The sequence below is a fragment of the Methylovorus sp. MM2 genome (genome assembly GCF_001648895.1).
GTDB lineage: Bacteria > Pseudomonadota > Gammaproteobacteria > Burkholderiales > Methylophilaceae > MM1.
In genome coordinates, this window is sequence record NZ_LXUF01000001.1 from 926,766 (window position 1) to 943,762 (window position 16,997).

Here is a 16,997-nt window from a genome sequence, read left to right on the forward strand (position 1 = left end):
CAAAGATCACATAAGCGCTGCAATGGGATTATATTTTTTCGCTTCTAGCATCTGATCAGGAGCCAGATGTGCATATCGCATAGTCATCGCTAAAGTTGAATGCCCCAGTAATCTTTGCAGGACTAGGATATTTCCCCCATTCATCATGAAGTGACTAGCGAATGTATGTCGCAAGACATGTGACATCTGACCCTCAGGTAAGACTAATCCAGATCTCTCGATACTCTTCCTGAATCGACCATAAGCAGATTTGAACAATCGCCCTGTAAAACTCTTATTTGCTACAGCGTGAACCTCGGTTATCAACTCATCAGAGACTGGAATGGATCTATTCTTTCCGGACTTTGTTTTACTCAGATGTATCTGGCCATCACGAATTTGACTGATATTCAATTGTTCAGCCTCACTCCAGCGTGCACCAGTCGATAGACATATCTTTGTTATCAATAAAGCGTCACCAGATAATGAGTCAAGTAATAGCTTTATCTGCTCTAACGTCAGATAAGAAAGCTCTCGCTCCTCTATCTTGAACTGACGTATCTTCGCTAAAGGGTTATCTCTCTTCCATTGCCCCAAGCGTTTTAGCTCATTGAATACTGCTCTAAGGTATGCATGGTCGCGATTGATGAAATTAGGGGAAATGCCTGCTTCAAGACGTTTGCTCCGATAAGTGGAAAAATCTTCTGCGGTAAATTTATCAGCCGTAGGATTACCTAGTGCCGCACAAAGGTTTTTTAACTTGCGAAGAGTGTTCTTAGCCTTTAGCTGTTGCCCATGATGTTGCTGCCAAATATCGACTAAGTCTGATAAACGTCGCGTATCTCGTTTCTGGGGCTGCCATTCATGAGATTGATTGATCTGTGTCTTGATCCAAGCTTCCCAAGCTAAAGCTTCACCCTTGGTGTCAAAAGATTTGCGGTAACGCTTGGTATGCCTGCCACCCGGTTGTATATCTACGATCCATCCTTTAGCTGATTTATTGATACTCATATTGTTGGGGAAATAAATAACTGAAAAGGGGCATGTTATCCATATACTTATCCCAATCAAACTTCGAATGACAATAGATGCCTTTATATTCCATTAGACGAAAAAAAGCCCTGAAGAGGTTATCGTCAGGGCATCTTTATCAATCAGAAAAGAGGGTCATGGCTCATAAAAAGTCATTGCGATGATTACAAAATGCTCTCCAGACACAGTATTCAAAAGCGAATTTGAAATACTCGTAATCTTGGGATTTAAAGATACAAGTTGCTCTGAAGAAATTACCCCGGTCAATGCTGCATTAAGTTCGGCTGTTAGATCGTTTCGGGTCGTCGTATCTTCTGATGCGGATTTTACCCAGTAGCCTGAGATCCCTCTTATCAATCGTACATATTGATTTGAAGATAGATGCGCACTGCAATCCTCAAGCCGCTTGGGGACGCTGATTGCTCTAAGCTTATTGAGAGCCGAAGTCGAAAGTTTTACAACAACGAAATCAGCCTTTGTTTTCACAGTGATGGTTTGGAATCTGTCTAAGGTGGTTTTTATATTGGCTGAAGCCTGTTTTAAAACTTCTCCACTGACCCCTATGTTTTTAAGCGCTTTTATTATATCCGTTGAAGCCGTGCCATTCGCGGTATTCTGAACAGTATTCTGATAACTGATACTGTAAGGCACATAGTTGATATCCAGATCAGATAATGTGAATGGTGAGTCCGCTGACATTCCGCAGGTTGCAGGATCAGTCCCTTTTTTGTCATCGTCAGCAAGAATGCCACCTACATAATCCAGCCATCTTGGAGACCCATCCACAATCGGAAGGGCAGGCTGGTATTTTGACATCAACAGACTTTTATCACCTGTAGGAGCGCAATTGTTTTTAGCAAAATTAGCGGGACATGCCTCACTGGGTGACAACTTCATTTCACCAACAGATATCTTCGTGAACACCGAGCAAGCACTTAATGAGATTGCAGCGATTGTTACCAGAAAGATTCTGATTAGAGTTCCCGAGTGTTTTTTTATTACAGGCAAGACATTACTATCGACTATTGCTGAAACATGCATTTTTTTGATTTCCCCGGATAGAACAGAATTTGACTATATGAATGTTTTATTTTTCTTAACTGTCTACCCTTCACGTAAATAAATCAAGCTATTACGGATATCAGGTTTGGTATTTTAGATTCTGGAAGATTTTCTAACTATCATTTTGAAATGATCATTATTTAAATGCATTAAATGGGATACGTACCGTTTCCCATTTCCCATGTCCTAGATTGTTTGGGAGATGGTCTATTAATTTTTCTTTATCAACTACGATTAGATTGACTGGATTTGCGTTCAAAGACCACAAGTGCAAGCAATAATTTTTTGAGGTCTCTGCGACGTTCCATTCATTTCTTGTGAGAGTGAAATAAGCTTCTTTGATCCCCATAGTCGAACCTTTAACTTCTATTTTTAAAGGTTCTTTATTCCCTGGCTCCACTTGTGATAAAACATCAAATCCAGAGAAATTAGACTCTAGAGATTGCCATTTAGCGGGTTCACCCGTCCTCTGCGTTTCATGTTCAACGGATCTTCGCTCAGCATCACGTCCTATTTTTAGAAGGGCCGTAGATTTTTTCGCTTTAGCTGCATGACCTAGTGTGTCCCACCATTCAATTAATTCGTCAGTCCAACTATCTAAGAGCCCCGCTTCTTTAAAACATTGGGAGGCATCTGCCGGTAAAGCACTTCTTGCTTCCGCTCGCCCGCTAGGGATTTTTCTTGCCCATAGTGGCTCATAAAAGCTGATCATATCGATAATCTGGGTTCGTAACTGGTCAATAGGATTCCCCTGGCTAAGAATGTTCAGACCCTTATCTGTGACAAAAACTAATCCATCGCCATCAAGCGCGATCCAGCCACAATCTTGTGATACTTGGAGTACGATGTCTGCAGAAGCGACACCAAACATTTGAAATGATGCTTTGAATTCTTCATGACTCACAGGCTTTGCCTGTAGATGTTGAAGAAATTTAACCGACGAATATAGCGCCCCTACAGAAAAGCTCATTTAGGTAGCCTTTCCTTGTAGGTAATTGAGTATCTCTCCTATATCCTCTTTTTCAAGATCAGTGGCTTCAGGATCTAGTGTAATGGGATCAATATTTAGATCTGGATCATCCAGCACTTCGCCCATGCGTTGTACTTTTGCTCGTAAGCGAGAATCAACAACCTCGTCAATGGTTCCTGGAGCACATACAATTTCAATGTAGGTTTTTTGTTCGAGAGTCAAACCAAATCGATGTATTCGATCTTCAGACTGTAAGTACTGAGCAGCATTAAAGTTGCGATCTAGATAGATTGCATGATGGCAAACAGTATGAAGACTAATTCCTTCAGAACACGCAGCAGGGTTGGCTACTAAAACATAAGTATGCTGATCGTCATGGAAACGTTTAATTTTTGCTTCGCGAGTATCTTCTTCCTCTTCACTACCAGCTTCAACGCCACCATGAATATATTCAGCTTTTAGATCTGCAAGTCTAGCTGCAATTAATTCAACATTTCCTACAAATGAGGACCAGATAACGGTTTTTTTGCCTTCATAAGCCAATTGCCGTGCCCGATTGCATACCCAATCGACTTTAGGGCTATCCTCTTCAGAAAGTATTTCTGCAAGTATGCCTTGGTGGGCTAATGGTGTATTAGCCAATAGCATAGGGTTAGACACCAATTGAATTAGTCTTAGAACGCTTCGACTAAATCTTCTAACTGCATTACGATCTGCAGTTTTTAGATTCGCAGCCTCTAAAGCCGTCTCTGATTTTAATAAAGTATATAAATATTGTTGCGCCGGGGTGAGGCTGACAGGAATAGAAACTCTATTTACCTTTGGTAAACCTAACTCTATCTTTGTTGTTCTAACAAACACTTTCTGGATTAAATCTTTAACAGTAGAGTCTTCCGCTTTAATTTCAGGGTATAAGAAGTTAAATTGAGGCACTAAATCACTAATATTATTTGGTAGTGGTGTACCACTCATAATTAACTTATTTGATGGCAAATGCGCTAAGCTTAAAATTGCTTTACCTATGACACCTGTTGCACCACGCTTCATGCGATGACTTTCGTCCAAGAAAACCATGCAAGGATGTTCATTCAGAAAGCTACCCAATAACTCAATGACATTAGGAACTTGCTGGTAAGTAATGAGTAGAAGTTTTTTAGGGTGGGTCAGCAAGGCAGAAATGTTGTTAAAGCCACCTATAAGCCTGCAGATATCATCTTTTAGGGCAGGTAGGCATTCTTTGAGTTGCTCCTCCCATGCTGCAAATGCATTTTTTGGGGCAATGACCAAAAGATGTGTATTTTCATTACGCATTATCGCAAAATAGGCTAAAGCTTCTGTAGTTTTTCCTGCGCCAGGAACTGAGAAAGTTGCTGCTGCTTTATATTTGATTAGTTTGTGAATATTTCTAAGCTGTTTGTCAGTGATCGGACGAGCAAACTTAAGTGCTGTTAATTTTGGCCGGATTGCGTCAAGTGAGAAAATCTCTTCACCATCTTGATTAAAGCTCTTAGATTTGGCTAAGGCTTCTTTAAGTAGTTTTGTGGCCTGATCGTCAACATTGAGCGTTAATCCATACTCTTTAGCATAGAAGCCTATGCTGCTTCTAACTGCTAAGAAGCTCCACCATGGAATGGCAAATTGACTTGGACCAATATCCTCAAACTCATCAGTTTGATCAAGGCAAGTTCTTCGGATGTGAATCCATCCAGCACCGTTTTCATCAGAAATTAGTCGAACTTGCCGAGTTTCAGCGACATACTCAACTAAAATCATTTAAGCCAGGACCTGATCTTTTCTATGGATTTTTCAATTGAAGCTAGCTGATCCTCTATACCTTTCTGTTCTTGATGATCAGTCAAGGCGGCAGTAGAGTCGAGTAGGGCCGTATTAGCTTTTCTCACTTGAGATAAAACAAACGTTACCTTCTCAATTTCTTTTAATTTAAGTTTTTCTGCTGTGACAACATCGGTCACAATATCTCTGACTTGCTCAAATTTGTTTGGATCTGACAAAACCTCTAATACATCTCCGAGATTTGATTCATCAGCTGCGCCAAATAGATCTAAAGCTGCGCCATCTGTTTCGATTGGCTTGGGCGTTAGATCAAAATCATTTCTTACTCGAGTGACAAATTGATCAAAGTATTTAGCAGCAGAAGGGATAGCTTCGTAAAGCCTGCCACCTCCTGTACTACCGTCAATTAAGCAATACGCTAATTTCTCAAAGCAAAGCTTTTCTGGTGCGATTTTAATCTTTGATCCAGCTTTGCGTAACTCCATAAATGCATACTTGGTTTGTTCTAATCGATGGTATTCGTCAGTCCAGCCTCTATCCGCTAAGTACGCATCAGCATAGTTCAATAAATCAATTAGATCTTCGACTTCTTCTGGCGATACCTTATCAATTTTTGCAAGCTGTTCTTTTGTGTAGTTATGCTGCTGTCTTTTTTTTCGGTATTTAAGCGCGCGAGCGTACCAGGTATATTCCTCTTTAATATCTGGCGCAATTTGTAGTGCTGCTTCTAAAGCATCTATATCTTTTTCATCGGCAGGAGGCAATATGACGATGTTGATGAATTCAAAGCTCTTATACTTAACCTGATCGGTATAGTACAACTCCCTCATTGTGCATAAGCGTCGATTACCGTTTATAACAAATCCGTCATGAGTAACGATTAAAGCTTCAGTTTGTTCATTTGCTTTGAAATAAGCTAACAGCTCTTTTTCATTCTTACCCAACATGGTTTTCAATAATTCATGTTGAATCTTTTGAGCCTCTTCAGATTCCCAGTCTTTTTCAAAAACGGATTTATCCACTAAAGGATGAGTAGCTAAGTACTCTGCTTGAGCAGCATAAGTTCTGCCATTGTCGAGTCGATATTTTGGAAGTTCTATAGAGACAGTAAAAACTTTTAAATACTGGTTTTTGCCTTGGAATGCAGGGACAAGCTGAGTTCGCTCACTAGGAGAATGTGCGAGCTTATCTAAATGCTCTTTTCTTTTTGGATAAGTCCACCCCAGCTCCATTTTTATTACTCCCCTTGTAAACCAAACACCACCATCGGAATTGTTATTGTTTCTTTAAAGATTGTTAGCTCATCTATAAAACGCTCAAAATTGGCTATATTGTCGCCAAGCTTATTGGCCCAATTTTTGGTCGGTATGATGTAAATTGCCCCTGAAATTACTTTATTCTTATATGCGGTTTCTAACTTAATTAGATCTGCATAATACCTGCTCACGTTTCCTGTTTGTAAACATAAGCCTATATCATTTAATACAGAAGTAATACTAATTCTTGATCGTTGATCGATTCTTACGGCATTTGACCAGCCTTGACTACCTAACTCTTTAAGAAGTTCGGCTCTAATATCTTTAGATTTAATTTTTTCGGGTAATACGTAAGCTTTGAGAGTGTCGCGAACGTTCTCAATTTTATTTGAATCTATACCTTCTTTATCCGGGTGAAATAAATACTCTTTGATTTGCATTTCTCTTACTCCATTATTGGTTTTATTGAGAGCTTAGACTGCGTATGATCGTATATTGGTTTGTCATGCGGCCTTACTTTTGCTGTGCCATCAAATGCATCTTGGATTCTCTTGGCGGCAATCTTTACATATTCGCCATCTAGTTCACACCCTATAAATTTTCTTTTTAGCCTGGCAGCTGAAACACCTGTGCTACCAACTCCACTAAATGGATCAAAGACCGTATCGTTTTCATTTGTTAATGCCAATGTTAAGCGATCGATTAATGCCACTGGGAATTGGCAAGGATGCCCAGTTTTTTCAACATGATTAGCTTTAACATTCGGAATCTGCCAGATGTCTTCCCCATATTCAGTCCAGATATCTTCTGGATTCTTGCCCATCGGATTACTAGAGACTGTGCCTGCCTTTGGTCCCTTGTAATGACGTTTGGCTGGATATTTAGAAGGCACACGAACCTTATCTAAATTAAATGTGTAATCATCACCCTTTGTATACCACATGACCATCTCATAGCGCCCGCTAAATCTCTTCTTAGAATGCAATCCATGGCCAAACTTCCATACGATCCTATTTCTGAGCTTTAGACCGAGTTTTCTGAAAATGGGATGGAGTTCAATATCTAAAGGAACGATATGCCCATTATCAACATAGTTCCCAACTTGCCAGCACAGGCTCCCACCTTCCACGATATGCGGAACAATATTTTTAATAATGTCCTCCTGCCATGCTAAGTAATCGTCTAATGCTTGGCGTTTTTCATAGACCTTGCCAATATTGTAGGGAGGTGAAGTAACAACCAAATTAAAGAGAGGTGATTCTGGAGTGAGCGCGCCAAGGAATTTTTCTACGCCCCCTTGCCATATCGTACTTGAGCCAAAACCATTAATGGTTTTAATCTCTTTAACTGCTTTGGCAGTTTTGATAATTTGAGGGTTCATTGTATTTTTGTAAAAAATGCGAATAACTTACGGTACCACTTTTAATCTAAAAGATCTATGGGGTAAATTATATCTTATTGATTAATATTATTATTTTATCTATGCTACATCTAACTTTAATAGAGCTTTTTTCTCGCCAGACAAACCTTTTAGTAATGCTTGTTTGCCATCCTTAGAAAATAAATCCCATAGTTCTTGTCCTACGGTTGTGAGAAACAATTCATGGGTAATTTCTTCGCCAAGTCTAAAGGTTGTTGTTGCAATTTTTAAACCTGTTTCGTGATAACCAAAATCTGAAAAGGTCTGACCAAAAGGCCATAGTCCGGGTACTTGGCCATGAATTATTGCTGAAACATCACTATACCAATCGTTTATAGCTTGATGTAGCCCAAGTTTATGCTGCAGAGATGCATAGTTTTTCGTATGTGTTTTATGATATTCAAGAACCTCATTTTTGCTAATGTAATAATCCTTATTATTTGCTAAGGTAGTTAGTTCGCTTAAATGGGTTCTAAAATAAGTGTAATACAATGCAGATTCTAATATTGATCGCATTGAGCTTGCAGCCGCTTTATACAGCCCTAACGCAAGCAAAGCTGCAACACTATGGCCTGCAGCCTGCATTTCCCTTACAAAGCAAATAGCTGGATTAGTATGTTCGACGTTTTCTAATTGCTTAGACCAAACTGCCATTCTTAAATTTGTGTTTGCAATTTCATTAATAGTGTCATCATTTTTTAAAAATAATTGGCAGTTATTATTCCAATCAATTTTATTAATTGCTTCTGTAAGTTTAATAGCAGCGCTCATAAGCCTATCTAATCTTAGAAATGCCAGCTAAGAATGCATCTGTTTTCTCTATACCTAGTAATTTCTTTAGATTAGTTATATATACCTTGTCCGAATAAGTTAAGTATCCCTCAAGCATTTTCTTAACACCTTTACCACTGTAATTCTTAGCAATCATAGATTTTAGAGATGGGCTTGCACGTCCCAATAAAACTAATAAATTTGCCTCTGAAATACGTTTTTTTCTGACTTGGTTATATATTTCAAGAAAATCAGTCTCAGAGAATCGTGGCTTTTTACTAACTTTTGATTGCAAAGAGACCGGATTTTTTTCCTTAAAATTTTCTTCACCTGAGTGTCTCAGAATTGGGATAATTTTCCTTAACATTTCTGATAGAGCAAAGTTTATATCGGAATTCGGTGAAATCAGAGCTTTACTTAAATTAAGGATTTCTGTTTCGGACAAATCAGAATTTAGAATTGCTGCAGTAATAACTCTGCTGATCTTTTGGTATGATTTTGGCAACATATTTAATCCTTTATTCTTCCTAATAATTCTCGCGAAACTTTTAATAAGTTTCCTAAAGCTTCAGTGCTATATGCTTTAGAGCTTGTCCAAACAAAGTTTTTTCCTTCCTCTGGCTCACTGAATGCTTTAAATTTTTTAAGTGTTTCCCCTAAACATAAATCACCATATTCTTTATGCTCTCGTATTTCTAGTTCTTGATCAGATTTTCCAGATCTTGCGGTATGGTTAAATAAAATATGGGCGGTAGGTGCATTTTTAATGAGTGTTTTTGACTTAATAAATTGCATCATTAAACCAATGCCACGTACCGCATATTTTTGCGGTATTACAGGGATCAAAACATGATCAGAATTTCTGAGTGCAGTTTTTGTAAATAACGAGCCTGCTGGATGGCAATCTATAAAAATTACATCGTATGTTTTTTTACACTCTTCAATAAACTTTTCAAATCGCTCTTCAATGGGCTTTGTATTTACATTTGCTTGCCCTAAAGCAACGTACATTAAATCTAGTGTAGAGGGAATGATATCTAACACACTCCCGTTATGAAATTTACGAAAAGTAAAAACAATGTCACTTAATTTTGGAGGAGTGTGATTACCAGGTACCTGTAATTGGAATGGGTCTAAATCTACTTCATTATCTTGCAGAATAGAAAGGGTGGTTTTCCTTTTTTTCTCTAAATCAAAATAAACTGCAGGCTTTATATAGGCCTGTGTGAGGTTAAATTGAGGGTCGTAATCAATTAATAGAACATTGGTTCCTTTTTTAGGATCCTGAAGGGGGCCATTTAATAAATTGTATGTTGCTATTGCCCCGCCAATATTCATGGTTACGGTGGTTTTTCCGACCCCACCTTTCATATTCATTACTGTTATTACCTTCCCCATTACTTCCCCCTTATTGCAGTTCTCGATGGTTTTCTAGGAATATTTAACTCTTACTTCTAGCCAGTTGTCTCCGGTTTCTTCTGAACCACTTCAATCTTATCTGTAAGTAGATAGGCTGCGTATTCAGGCCATTGCTCTGCGATTGATTTCAGAACACCAGCTTTAGGCTCATGTCGCCCTTGTTCAACACCTATCAATGTGCCGATAGGAACACCAGTCCTAACGCTAAATTCCTCACGTTTTAGTCCTGTTGCTTCCCTAACTAGTTTTATTTTCTTGCCTGTGTCCATTGACATCAATATCAGTTTTGTATAATGTGATTTCACGTACGTGAATTCACGTATCAAATGACACGTAATGAAATCTAATGAGGCCTAACGCATTATGGACACCCAAGTTGATGCAAGTCAATTGCCATCTGTACCTGTCATGTCACGAAAAAAATTCGCTGACTTGGTAGGCGTCACAGAAGACACCGTGACCGGATGGATAAATCGTGGATATCTACCTGTTGTAGACATAGGTAAATACCGCCTCATCAACCTCGCACTTGTGAACAAGATAGCGCTAGAGCAGGAGTTCAAACTATGACTCCACGCTCAGCCCTCCAGATATTAGGTCTCGATTACAGCCCAGAACGCCGTAAATGGGATTCATTGACCTCGGACGCAAGAAGACTCTGGCTAAAGATATCCGGCTATAGCGGATATTCTAGATTCTCGTATCTCAATTGGGATTCTCTGCCTGAATCGATGGCAGACAAGCTTCGTGACACATTCCCATCGTTAAATGTGCAGGCATGAATATGAAGAAGAGAGTCCTTCCATTCAGACACTGTCCAGTTATCCAACGTCAGCACTTTATGGATTTCCTGAAGATGCCGGCAGGCCCTGTCTTGAAGTCACAGATAGATGGTTTTGAGTGGACCAGAGATATGGTGCTTAAGACCTATCTTCGTCAATTAGGCGGGATGTGTGCCGTATGGTGACTTACATGAACATGGGCGGCTTTGGCACCATCTCGACCGTCCAACCATCTTTAGTGAATGCTTCGGCTGTTGCTTCAGCTTCTTCGACTGACTCAAAGAATCCAGCTTCATCCTTTGGTACAAGCAATACCCCACCTTGGCCATCACTCGCTAGATATAGATCATCGATTCTCACTATGAAGTGGTCAGCCATCGTCATTCCTTTTTTAAAAGATTCGATTCTAGGACATTTAGCATGAAGAAGAAAACGATCCTTCCATTCGCCGACGTAGATGTGATCCTGCGTGCCACATTGACCGCAGAATATTTTAGTCGCATCAGACAACAGACCCAGAACACAGAAGAGCAGGGCGCTTCACACGTGCAAGCTGAGGAGCGCCCGCAGCGGAGCGAGGACGCACCGCAAGCGGTCACCCCCACTAGTAACACGGGGGGAAAGAAAATAAATCTCGTATGTGAGGGAGGAAAGGCAAAGCAGTTACTACAAAGGGTTCACTCAGAAAATGAGGTCTGCTTTATCGATTGGCTGAATGTTACCTGTCATGAGTCTAGTTTCATGTGGGGTGCCAGAACAGTCATAGATGACGAGCAGTTGATCATGGAAGTCAGCTCTAAATGTGAATCCATATTTGGCTTTGGCATTACTGCCAAAAGAGATAGGGGAGCTAATTTCTACAGAACCTCCTTTGTGCTTGGTGATAAGTACGGTCTGGTTTGCTACGGCGGTCAACGTAACACCGTCCTGATCATGTTGAATGGTGAGGGTTGTACTGCTGCTCAGCACGGGTGGGAACGTAGATTCTACGAGTTCCTTCAAGTAGCCACGACACCACGAATCACTCGTATCGATCTTGCCCACGATGATATCGAAGGCAAGACATTCACCATGGAATCTTTGGAGAAGTCCTATGAGGACGGAGCATTCAACAACGGTGGGCGCAATCCTGATAATGAGCTGCGCGGCAACTGGAAGAATCCTAATGGTAAGGGGCGAACAATCTATGTTGGCCGCCGTACGAATGGAAGGTTTTTCCGCGGCTATGAAAAAGGCTGCCAGCTTGGTTCACCAACATCCCCTTGGGTCCGCCTTGAAGTTGAATTCAAGAGCGTTGACCGTTTCCTACCTTTTGACATTCTCCTCAGACCGCAAGACTACTTCTCTGCGGCTTATCCGATATTAATCAATTTCAGCGAAAAAGCTGAACGCATATTTACTACCCAAAAGACCGTTGAGGTCTCCTATGAGCGCACCAAGACTTGGTTAAAACACCAGTGTGGATCTGCGCTAAACCTAATGTTCCAGATTGAGGAAAGTGCTGACAAAGTCCTCGGTTTGGTCATGCGTGAAGGAAAGATACCCAAAGGCATTACGGTACCTAGCTACCTGACTGCGGGTGAGTTCCTCCACAACTTAGCCAAGACCGTCATTCCGGCGGGATATATCGATGAAACTTTTGAAAGGTATTGATCATGAAATTCAAGACAAACGCAACAATCCTCGGCGCACGCCAATTTAACGACACGGTAGAGGGGCAGCGATACGACTTCACCAAAGTCCGTGTACTGATGCCTGTACCTGACGGTGCTCAGAACGAGATCGGTTATAGCCAGGTGGAGATGCAATACGGCACCCACGACAACTTTGCAAAGCTGGAAACTTTGAAGTTCCCGGTGCAGGCAGAGTTGGAGATCACCGCGACCTCAAAAGGTTACGAGTTCAACGGCTTTACTGTGGCAAATCAAGTCAAGGCAGCAGCCTAATCATGCAGCGGGTCTTCGTCATCCAGTGCAAGAGTACAGGCCAGTTCCTCACTGAAAATTTGTACTACACCAAATCCCTCAAAAGGGCTGGAAGGCTATACGACCCGCAAGAGGCGATGGACACGGCAGATAACAACATCAGTGATAACGACTGGGAAGTGCATTCTTTCTGGGAAGTAGAAAAAGAGTAGGGAACAGATATGACCGAAGCCGATTTTGCCCTTTTAGGAATAGATGCACCGACCATTTTGTATGTTTGGTCATGGGGGTTCGGCTCGGTCGTATTTTCTTGGTTCATGGGATTTCCGATAGGTGCAGCGATTAGCACTATCAAAAAGCTTTAGGGCATGTTGCCTTAACCGTGACGGCGGAACCGTCTTTTTAAAAAAGGAGTAGTAGAAATGGCTGATATTTTCGCAGCAGTGGACTTCACAACAGTAGCGGCTTGGGTCGGTACGACCGGTGTCGTATTGATCGGCATCGCGATGGCGTTCAAGGCTATCGACCTTGGTAAACGTGGTGTGAAGAAAGCTTAAGTATGACGGGTGCCCTCATAGCATTGTTCTGGGCGATGGTTGCCTTGATCGGTGCTATGAGCGGCTTCGTTTTTATCCAGGTGATAAGGAGTCGGTTTTGAGAGTGATGTTGCTGCTAATACTGCTATCAGGTTGTGCTCAACAGCCGCTTTGCGACATGTCCTGTTGGTTTCCTTGCTCCGCGCATAGGTCTATTGGAGCATGCGAATGAAACGAATGATTAGAAATATCTTGTTCTTGATAATCGGTTTATTGATAGGAGGAAATATAACGATTGCTAAAGCCGATACAGTAGATGCTCCGACCAAATATTATGTCATCAACTCATCTAACGGATTGTTTGACACACCAGACCCAGCTTGTAAATCTGCGAACGCCACACTTAAATTTACAGGCACGTGGTCAACTAGTAATCAGTATTGCTATACCAGCACGAACGTGCAGGCCACTGGCTATCCCGTAACTCGCTCATTCACATGTCCTAGTGGGTCAACACCTACCAGTACGACGAATACTCCGCATACTTGCACATTCACAGTCGCTTGCGTAGCCCCACAGATCAGGAACCCGTCAACCTATGCTTGTGAGAATCCTGCCCCGACATGTACCGCAGGCACATCTAATAGTTATTCGAATACCAACCTTACTGTAAAGGCAATGATGCCTGAATCAGTTTGTATAGAATCTTGTACTTACAATTTCAGTGGAAAAACATCAGTAGGTGCTGGTGAATTCGCTCAAACTTATGGTTCTGTTGGCGGTGCTACTGGTGCCTCATGTACTGCATCATCTGTTTCAACGGCCCAACAAGCAGAAAAAGACTGTATTGAACAAGGTAAATCATTTATTACGGCCTCTGGCACAACAACATGTGTTTCACCAGGAACACCAAATTCGCCCCCGATCACGAATAAAAGCAATGCAACTAGTTCATCCACTAATAGTAGTGGTACTACAACCAGTAACACCACTACGAACACGACTGTAAATAATAATCAGGTAACTGTAACCAATACGACTATCACAACGAATCCTGATGGATCTACCTCAACTGCCACTAATGGCACGACCCAATCGTTAAACTCCTATTGCCAGTCAAATCCGTCTGCTTCGATATGTACGACAGGGAGTTTCAGTGATGGCACAACCGGAAGTAATACACAGAGCTGTACTGGGTGCGCAACCGAGGCTACTGCTACTGCGATAAAGGACAAACTTACTGTTGATGGTTCTGGTTCCGGCGATGCTGCTGCTGGCTATCCATCGGTGCCTGATTCTTTCTATACAGCAACATATCAAAATGGTCTTCAAGGTGTCTGGGGCGACTTTAAGGCACAAGTGAATAGCACTCAGTTTGTCAGTGGGATAAATGGCTTTGTCCCATCAGGATGGGATTCAGGCACAGCCCCAAGTTGGAATATCGATTTCTCCGGCCTTCATGCAGGTTGGGGAAGTATTGAAGTCTCTCCAGCATCGAATATCTGGCTCTTCATCAAGATCGTATTCGTAGTCACCACATTGTTCCTTTGCCGAACGATTATCTTCGGGGGTTAACGTGCAAGCCATTTGGAGCGCAATTAAGGGCATTTATAACTTTATCATAGGCTTTCCGGCATGGCTTTTAAGTCTGCTTGTAAAGCTTTTAACAAGCGTACTTTTGATGATTAAGGATGCGGTTTGTTGGGTATTTGACCAGCTATTCCAAATCGTCATCACTATGCTCAATTCATTCGATTTCACAGCCATCAATGAGGCAACCAGCTACATGAATCTGGTCCCTGCTGATGTCGTGAATATCTTGGGTCTTTGTGGTGTGGGTTACTGCCTTGGCCTGATCGCAACGGCTTTGATAATCCGCTTTTTATTGCAGTTGATACCGTTTGTTAGATTAGGGAGCTAGACATGTTGGATGATCTGTTGGGAGATATAGAGGATTTCTTCGAGGACATGTATGACTCGGTCTTCGGTGATGAGAATGCTCAGATGGAACGCTTGTATGAAAGAGAGCAGGAATTCATTGAGAACCATAATGACGATGAGATAGCAGAATATCTCATGAAAGAATATGGTGAGACGCCCGAAGAGTACTTCAATCTGGATGATATAGACCTAGATGATTAACCTGCTGATTGGTCCGCCAGGAGGAGGAAAATCTTATGAAGCGGTCGCGTTCCATCTATTACCGGCGCTCGAACAAGGTCGTAAGGTTATTACGAATCTCCCTCTCGTGGTCCCGGAGGTTCTTAAGCTTTATCCGGATGCTGAACCGTTAATAGAACTCAGGTCAGAGACTAAAGCAGTACGGGCAAGACCAGACATCAAGAAGGCTCAATGGCTATATAAAACCCTAGGTGTCCCCCTTAGACAAAAACACTTCGTCAGTGCAGCATTTGCACATGCTGAAGACTATGGTGACCCATGGCGTCATCCCGAAACAGGAGCAGGTCCTCTTTATATCATTGACGAGTGCCATATACCTTTGCCCAGAAACGGCACGCCAATAGCAGTCGAACATTGGTATTCGCTTCATCGTCATGAGTCCGCCGATGTGCTTTTGATGACACAGTCCTATGGCAAGATAAATCAGTCCATCCGTGACCTTGTGCAGATCTGCTACAGGGTTCGTAAAAATACTGCCATGGGTAGCCAGAACAGCTATATCCGTAAGGTCCAGGACGGTATCCGCGGCGAGGTGACTAATACCGGCATTCGTAAATATAAAGCTGAATACTTCCCTTTATATAAGAGCCATACTAGAGGTGGCGGTTCTGAGCTTGCAGCAAATGACATCATTCCATTCTGGAAGAGATGGCCTGTACTGGGAACAGGACTATGCCTGCTTTTAACTCTATTCATGATATCTACCATGGATTTCGGAAACCCGCTAAAACCAAAAGCTAAACATGCTGAGGTCAGCAAGCCAAATATCCAACATATCCCACCAAAAGTCCTGACCAATCCCCTTAAAGAGATACGTCATGATGAGATAGCTCAAGTGGAGCCTATTAAGGTCGTTGCCACTAAGTCAGAGAAAGTGACTGAGCCATTAAGTGGACGCGGCATTCACATCGTCGGACATATCACTGGGTATATGAACGGGCATGCAAGAGACGTTTGGAGATTTGCTGTTAGCCAGAATGGCCAGTTATCGTTCTATCTAACACTTGAAGATATACAACGGGCCGGATATACGTTCCTACCTTTGAATGATTGTGTCGCTACACTGACTTATATGAATATCACTAGAACGATAGCTTGTGATGCACCTACTCAGCAGGTCACGATTGGCGGTGTTGGAAAGAGTTCATGAGACGTATTTTTTCTGTCGACGAAGTGTCAACCAAAAAGATATATAACGAATCACAAAGAGTTAATATCTTATATAAGTTATTGATTTATATTTATATAGTGATGTGTAGAGATGCAACACGGGAGACTTAAAATCTCTCGCTCGCAAGGGCGTGCCGGTTCGATTCCGGCCCCGGGCACCAAATAATTCAAAGACTTACAGAGATTAAGCGACTCGCAGTTTTGAGTCGTTTTTATTTTGTGCGCTCCGTCATCTTACCCACAGCCTATTGCATCCCATTTATATTAAGCGGAGAGTATTGGGATAAAAAAGCTTACTTAATTAAGGCATTGCGTATTAGGTGAATAGGCTTATAGTGAACTTCATAAATAAGTTAATCATGAAGGATTGATTATGTTGCAAACCCTTATCAATGCTATTAAAGACCGCGAAGTTTTGAAGTTGAGTTACTCGGGAATAAGCCGTGGTGTACAACCTCATGCAGTTGGCGTATCCCTTGCTGGGAGAGAGGTTTTGCTATGCTACCAAATTAAAGGGGATCACATAGGGGCAGGGCATCAGTGGAACTTGATGGAGCTGGCAAAAATCACCCACGTTGTTGCAACAGGGGAGATTTTTGCACAGAATGCTCCCGACTATAAAAAGGGGGATGAGCGATTCAGTAGGATTTACATGGAGGTCTGACGCAAATATCGCGTACTAAAATAAGACCAGATATAT

Annotated in this window: 25 protein-coding genes; 13 read left to right on the plus strand and 12 right to left on the minus strand. The window is 41.7% G+C overall.

The window, feature by feature from the left end; genetic code table 11:
* Positions 1-6: 6 nt before the first annotated feature.
* The 11 genes from A7981_RS04345 to A7981_RS04400 form a co-directional block, all read right to left on the minus strand.
* Positions 7-990 (minus strand): tyrosine-type recombinase/integrase, encoded by a 984-nt coding sequence (locus A7981_RS04345; RefSeq protein WP_067264497.1) that lies wholly within the window; start codon positions 988-990, stop codon positions 7-9.
* 156 nt (positions 991-1,146) lie between these two features.
* Complete coding sequence (locus A7981_RS04350; protein WP_131800931.1) at positions 1,147-2,052, minus strand: hypothetical protein; 906 nt, start codon at positions 2,050-2,052, stop codon at positions 1,147-1,149.
* 157 nt (positions 2,053-2,209) lie between these two features.
* The gene (locus A7981_RS04360) at positions 2,210-3,043 is read right to left on the minus strand and encodes a protein NO VEIN domain-containing protein (protein ID WP_067264510.1); all 834 of its coding nucleotides are present in this window, start codon (positions 3,041-3,043) and stop codon (positions 2,210-2,212) included.
* On the minus strand, positions 3,044-4,816 hold the full coding sequence (locus A7981_RS04365; RefSeq protein ID WP_067264512.1) for a DEAD/DEAH box helicase: 1,773 nt from the start codon (positions 4,814-4,816) through the stop codon (positions 3,044-3,046).
* Positions 4,813-6,069, minus strand: a complete 1,257-nt coding sequence (locus A7981_RS04370) for a hypothetical protein (protein WP_067264513.1) — start codon at positions 6,067-6,069, stop codon at positions 4,813-4,815. The genes A7981_RS04365 and A7981_RS04370 overlap by 4 nt, the downstream gene beginning before the upstream one ends.
* A 5-nt stretch (positions 6,070-6,074) precedes the next feature.
* Positions 6,075-6,533 carry a BglII/BstYI family type II restriction endonuclease gene (locus A7981_RS04375; RefSeq protein WP_067264515.1) on the minus strand — a complete coding sequence of 153 codons (459 nt, stop codon included), beginning with the start codon at positions 6,531-6,533 and terminating at the stop codon, positions 6,075-6,077.
* Between the two features lie 5 nt (positions 6,534-6,538).
* The gene (locus tag A7981_RS04380; protein ID WP_067264518.1) at positions 6,539-7,474 is read right to left on the minus strand and encodes a site-specific DNA-methyltransferase; all 936 of its coding nucleotides are present in this window, start codon (positions 7,472-7,474) and stop codon (positions 6,539-6,541) included.
* A gap of 99 nt (positions 7,475-7,573) precedes the next feature.
* Complete coding sequence (locus A7981_RS04385; RefSeq protein ID WP_067264519.1) at positions 7,574-8,284, minus strand: hypothetical protein; 711 nt, start codon at positions 8,282-8,284, stop codon at positions 7,574-7,576.
* A 4-nt stretch (positions 8,285-8,288) separates the two neighbouring features.
* Positions 8,289-8,792 (minus strand): hypothetical protein, encoded by a 504-nt coding sequence (locus A7981_RS04390; protein ID WP_067264520.1) that lies wholly within the window; start codon positions 8,790-8,792, stop codon positions 8,289-8,291.
* A gap of 2 nt (positions 8,793-8,794) precedes the next feature.
* Complete coding sequence (locus A7981_RS04395; protein WP_067264521.1) at positions 8,795-9,682, minus strand: ParA family protein; 888 nt, start codon at positions 9,680-9,682, stop codon at positions 8,795-8,797.
* A gap of 56 nt (positions 9,683-9,738) precedes the next feature.
* Positions 9,739-10,008: a helix-turn-helix transcriptional regulator gene (locus tag A7981_RS04400; protein WP_254258498.1), complete on the minus strand. Its 270-nt coding sequence runs from the start codon at positions 10,006-10,008 to the stop codon at positions 9,739-9,741.
* Positions 10,009-10,066: 58 nt separating this feature from the next.
* On the opposite strand from A7981_RS04400, the gene A7981_RS04405 reads away from it, so the two are divergent.
* Genes A7981_RS04405 through A7981_RS04410 form a run of 3 tightly spaced genes read left to right on the plus strand, consistent with a single transcriptional unit; the run spans position 10,067 to position 10,670 of the window.
* Complete coding sequence (locus tag A7981_RS04405) at positions 10,067-10,273, plus strand: DNA-binding protein (protein WP_067264523.1); 207 nt, start codon at positions 10,067-10,069, stop codon at positions 10,271-10,273.
* A complete protein-coding gene (locus A7981_RS11985) occupies positions 10,270-10,485 on the plus strand; it encodes a hypothetical protein (protein ID WP_131800932.1) in 216 nt (71 codons plus the stop codon). Before A7981_RS04405 ends, A7981_RS11985 begins: the two co-directional genes overlap by 4 nt.
* A gap of 2 nt (positions 10,486-10,487) precedes the next feature.
* Positions 10,488-10,670 carry a hypothetical protein gene (locus A7981_RS04410; protein WP_067264524.1) on the plus strand — a complete coding sequence of 61 codons (183 nt, stop codon included), beginning with the start codon at positions 10,488-10,490 and terminating at the stop codon, positions 10,668-10,670.
* 1 nt (position 10,671) lies between these two features.
* Here the strand turns inward: A7981_RS04410 and A7981_RS04415 are convergent, their stop codons facing one another.
* Complete coding sequence (locus A7981_RS04415) at positions 10,672-10,863, minus strand: hypothetical protein (protein ID WP_067264527.1); 192 nt, start codon at positions 10,861-10,863, stop codon at positions 10,672-10,674.
* A gap of 42 nt (positions 10,864-10,905) precedes the next feature.
* Here A7981_RS04415 and A7981_RS04420 point away from each other — a divergent pair, with 42 nt between their 5' ends.
* The 10 genes from A7981_RS04420 (at position 10,906) to A7981_RS04460 (ending at position 16,961) form a co-directional block, all read left to right on the plus strand.
* Positions 10,906-12,138: a replication initiation factor domain-containing protein gene (locus tag A7981_RS04420; RefSeq protein WP_082889207.1), complete on the plus strand. Its 1,233-nt coding sequence runs from the start codon at positions 10,906-10,908 to the stop codon at positions 12,136-12,138.
* Between the two features lie 2 nt (positions 12,139-12,140).
* Positions 12,141-12,431 (plus strand): hypothetical protein, encoded by a 291-nt coding sequence (locus tag A7981_RS04425; protein WP_067264530.1) that lies wholly within the window; start codon positions 12,141-12,143, stop codon positions 12,429-12,431.
* 2 nt (positions 12,432-12,433) lie between these two features.
* Positions 12,434-12,622, plus strand: a complete 189-nt coding sequence (locus tag A7981_RS04430; protein WP_067264533.1) for a hypothetical protein — start codon at positions 12,434-12,436, stop codon at positions 12,620-12,622.
* Between the two features lie 9 nt (positions 12,623-12,631).
* Positions 12,632-12,775 (plus strand): hypothetical protein, encoded by a 144-nt coding sequence (locus A7981_RS12055; RefSeq protein ID WP_165595535.1) that lies wholly within the window; start codon positions 12,632-12,634, stop codon positions 12,773-12,775.
* A 57-nt stretch (positions 12,776-12,832) separates the two neighbouring features.
* Complete coding sequence (locus tag A7981_RS12340) at positions 12,833-12,967, plus strand: hypothetical protein (protein ID WP_256365541.1); 135 nt, start codon at positions 12,833-12,835, stop codon at positions 12,965-12,967.
* Positions 12,968-13,174: 207 nt separating this feature from the next.
* Positions 13,175-14,521 (plus strand): hypothetical protein, encoded by a 1,347-nt coding sequence (locus A7981_RS04435; protein WP_131800933.1) that lies wholly within the window; start codon positions 13,175-13,177, stop codon positions 14,519-14,521.
* Between the two features lies 1 nt (position 14,522).
* Positions 14,523-14,867, plus strand: a complete 345-nt coding sequence (locus tag A7981_RS04440) for a DUF2523 family protein (RefSeq protein ID WP_082889208.1) — start codon at positions 14,523-14,525, stop codon at positions 14,865-14,867.
* A 2-nt stretch (positions 14,868-14,869) separates the two neighbouring features.
* Complete coding sequence (locus A7981_RS04445; RefSeq protein ID WP_067264539.1) at positions 14,870-15,088, plus strand: hypothetical protein; 219 nt, start codon at positions 14,870-14,872, stop codon at positions 15,086-15,088.
* Positions 15,081-16,277 carry a zonular occludens toxin domain-containing protein gene (locus A7981_RS04450; RefSeq protein WP_067264543.1) on the plus strand — a complete coding sequence of 399 codons (1,197 nt, stop codon included), beginning with the start codon at positions 15,081-15,083 and terminating at the stop codon, positions 16,275-16,277. The genes A7981_RS04445 and A7981_RS04450 overlap by 8 nt, the downstream gene beginning before the upstream one ends.
* Positions 16,278-16,670: 393 nt before the next feature.
* Positions 16,671-16,961: a hypothetical protein gene (locus A7981_RS04460; RefSeq protein ID WP_067264546.1), complete on the plus strand. Its 291-nt coding sequence runs from the start codon at positions 16,671-16,673 to the stop codon at positions 16,959-16,961.
* Positions 16,962-16,997: the final 36 nt, after the last annotated feature.

Coding starts and splice junctions, on each gene's coding strand:
- A7981_RS04375 (WP_067264515.1), bottom strand. CDS start 6,533: ATGCAAATCAAAGAGTATTTATTTCACCCGGATAAAGAAGGTATAGAT.
- A7981_RS04430 (WP_067264533.1), top strand. CDS start 12,434: ATGCAGCGGGTCTTCGTCATCCAGTGCAAGAGTACAGGCCAGTTCCTC.
- A7981_RS04380 (WP_067264518.1), bottom strand. CDS start 7,474: ATGAACCCTCAAATTATCAAAACTGCCAAAGCAGTTAAAGAGATTAAA.
- A7981_RS04410 (WP_067264524.1), top strand. CDS start 10,488: ATGAAGAAGAGAGTCCTTCCATTCAGACACTGTCCAGTTATCCAACGT.
- A7981_RS04370 (WP_067264513.1), bottom strand. CDS start 6,069: ATGGAGCTGGGGTGGACTTATCCAAAAAGAAAAGAGCATTTAGATAAG.
- A7981_RS04395 (WP_067264521.1), bottom strand. CDS start 9,682: ATGGGGAAGGTAATAACAGTAATGAATATGAAAGGTGGGGTCGGAAAA.
- A7981_RS11985 (WP_131800932.1), top strand. CDS start 10,270: ATGACTCCACGCTCAGCCCTCCAGATATTAGGTCTCGATTACAGCCCA.
- A7981_RS04365 (WP_067264512.1), bottom strand. CDS start 4,816: ATGATTTTAGTTGAGTATGTCGCTGAAACTCGGCAAGTTCGACTAATT.
- A7981_RS04435 (WP_131800933.1), top strand. CDS start 13,175: ATGAAACGAATGATTAGAAATATCTTGTTCTTGATAATCGGTTTATTG.
- A7981_RS04405 (WP_067264523.1), top strand. CDS start 10,067: ATGGACACCCAAGTTGATGCAAGTCAATTGCCATCTGTACCTGTCATG.
- A7981_RS12340 (WP_256365541.1), top strand. CDS start 12,833: ATGGCTGATATTTTCGCAGCAGTGGACTTCACAACAGTAGCGGCTTGG.
- A7981_RS04415 (WP_067264527.1), bottom strand. CDS start 10,863: ATGGCTGACCACTTCATAGTGAGAATCGATGATCTATATCTAGCGAGT.
- A7981_RS04360 (WP_067264510.1), bottom strand. CDS start 3,043: ATGAGCTTTTCTGTAGGGGCGCTATATTCGTCGGTTAAATTTCTTCAA.
- A7981_RS04385 (WP_067264519.1), bottom strand. CDS start 8,284: ATGAGCGCTGCTATTAAACTTACAGAAGCAATTAATAAAATTGATTGG.
- A7981_RS04350 (WP_131800931.1), bottom strand. CDS start 2,052: ATGCATGTTTCAGCAATAGTCGATAGTAATGTCTTGCCTGTAATAAAA.
- A7981_RS04460 (WP_067264546.1), top strand. CDS start 16,671: ATGTTGCAAACCCTTATCAATGCTATTAAAGACCGCGAAGTTTTGAAG.
- A7981_RS04450 (WP_067264543.1), top strand. CDS start 15,081: ATGATTAACCTGCTGATTGGTCCGCCAGGAGGAGGAAAATCTTATGAA.
- A7981_RS04390 (WP_067264520.1), bottom strand. CDS start 8,792: ATGTTGCCAAAATCATACCAAAAGATCAGCAGAGTTATTACTGCAGCA.
- A7981_RS04420 (WP_082889207.1), top strand. CDS start 10,906: ATGAAGAAGAAAACGATCCTTCCATTCGCCGACGTAGATGTGATCCTG.
- A7981_RS04425 (WP_067264530.1), top strand. CDS start 12,141: ATGAAATTCAAGACAAACGCAACAATCCTCGGCGCACGCCAATTTAAC.
- A7981_RS04345 (WP_067264497.1), bottom strand. CDS start 990: ATGAGTATCAATAAATCAGCTAAAGGATGGATCGTAGATATACAACCG.
- A7981_RS12055 (WP_165595535.1), top strand. CDS start 12,632: ATGACCGAAGCCGATTTTGCCCTTTTAGGAATAGATGCACCGACCATT.
- A7981_RS04445 (WP_067264539.1), top strand. CDS start 14,870: ATGTTGGATGATCTGTTGGGAGATATAGAGGATTTCTTCGAGGACATG.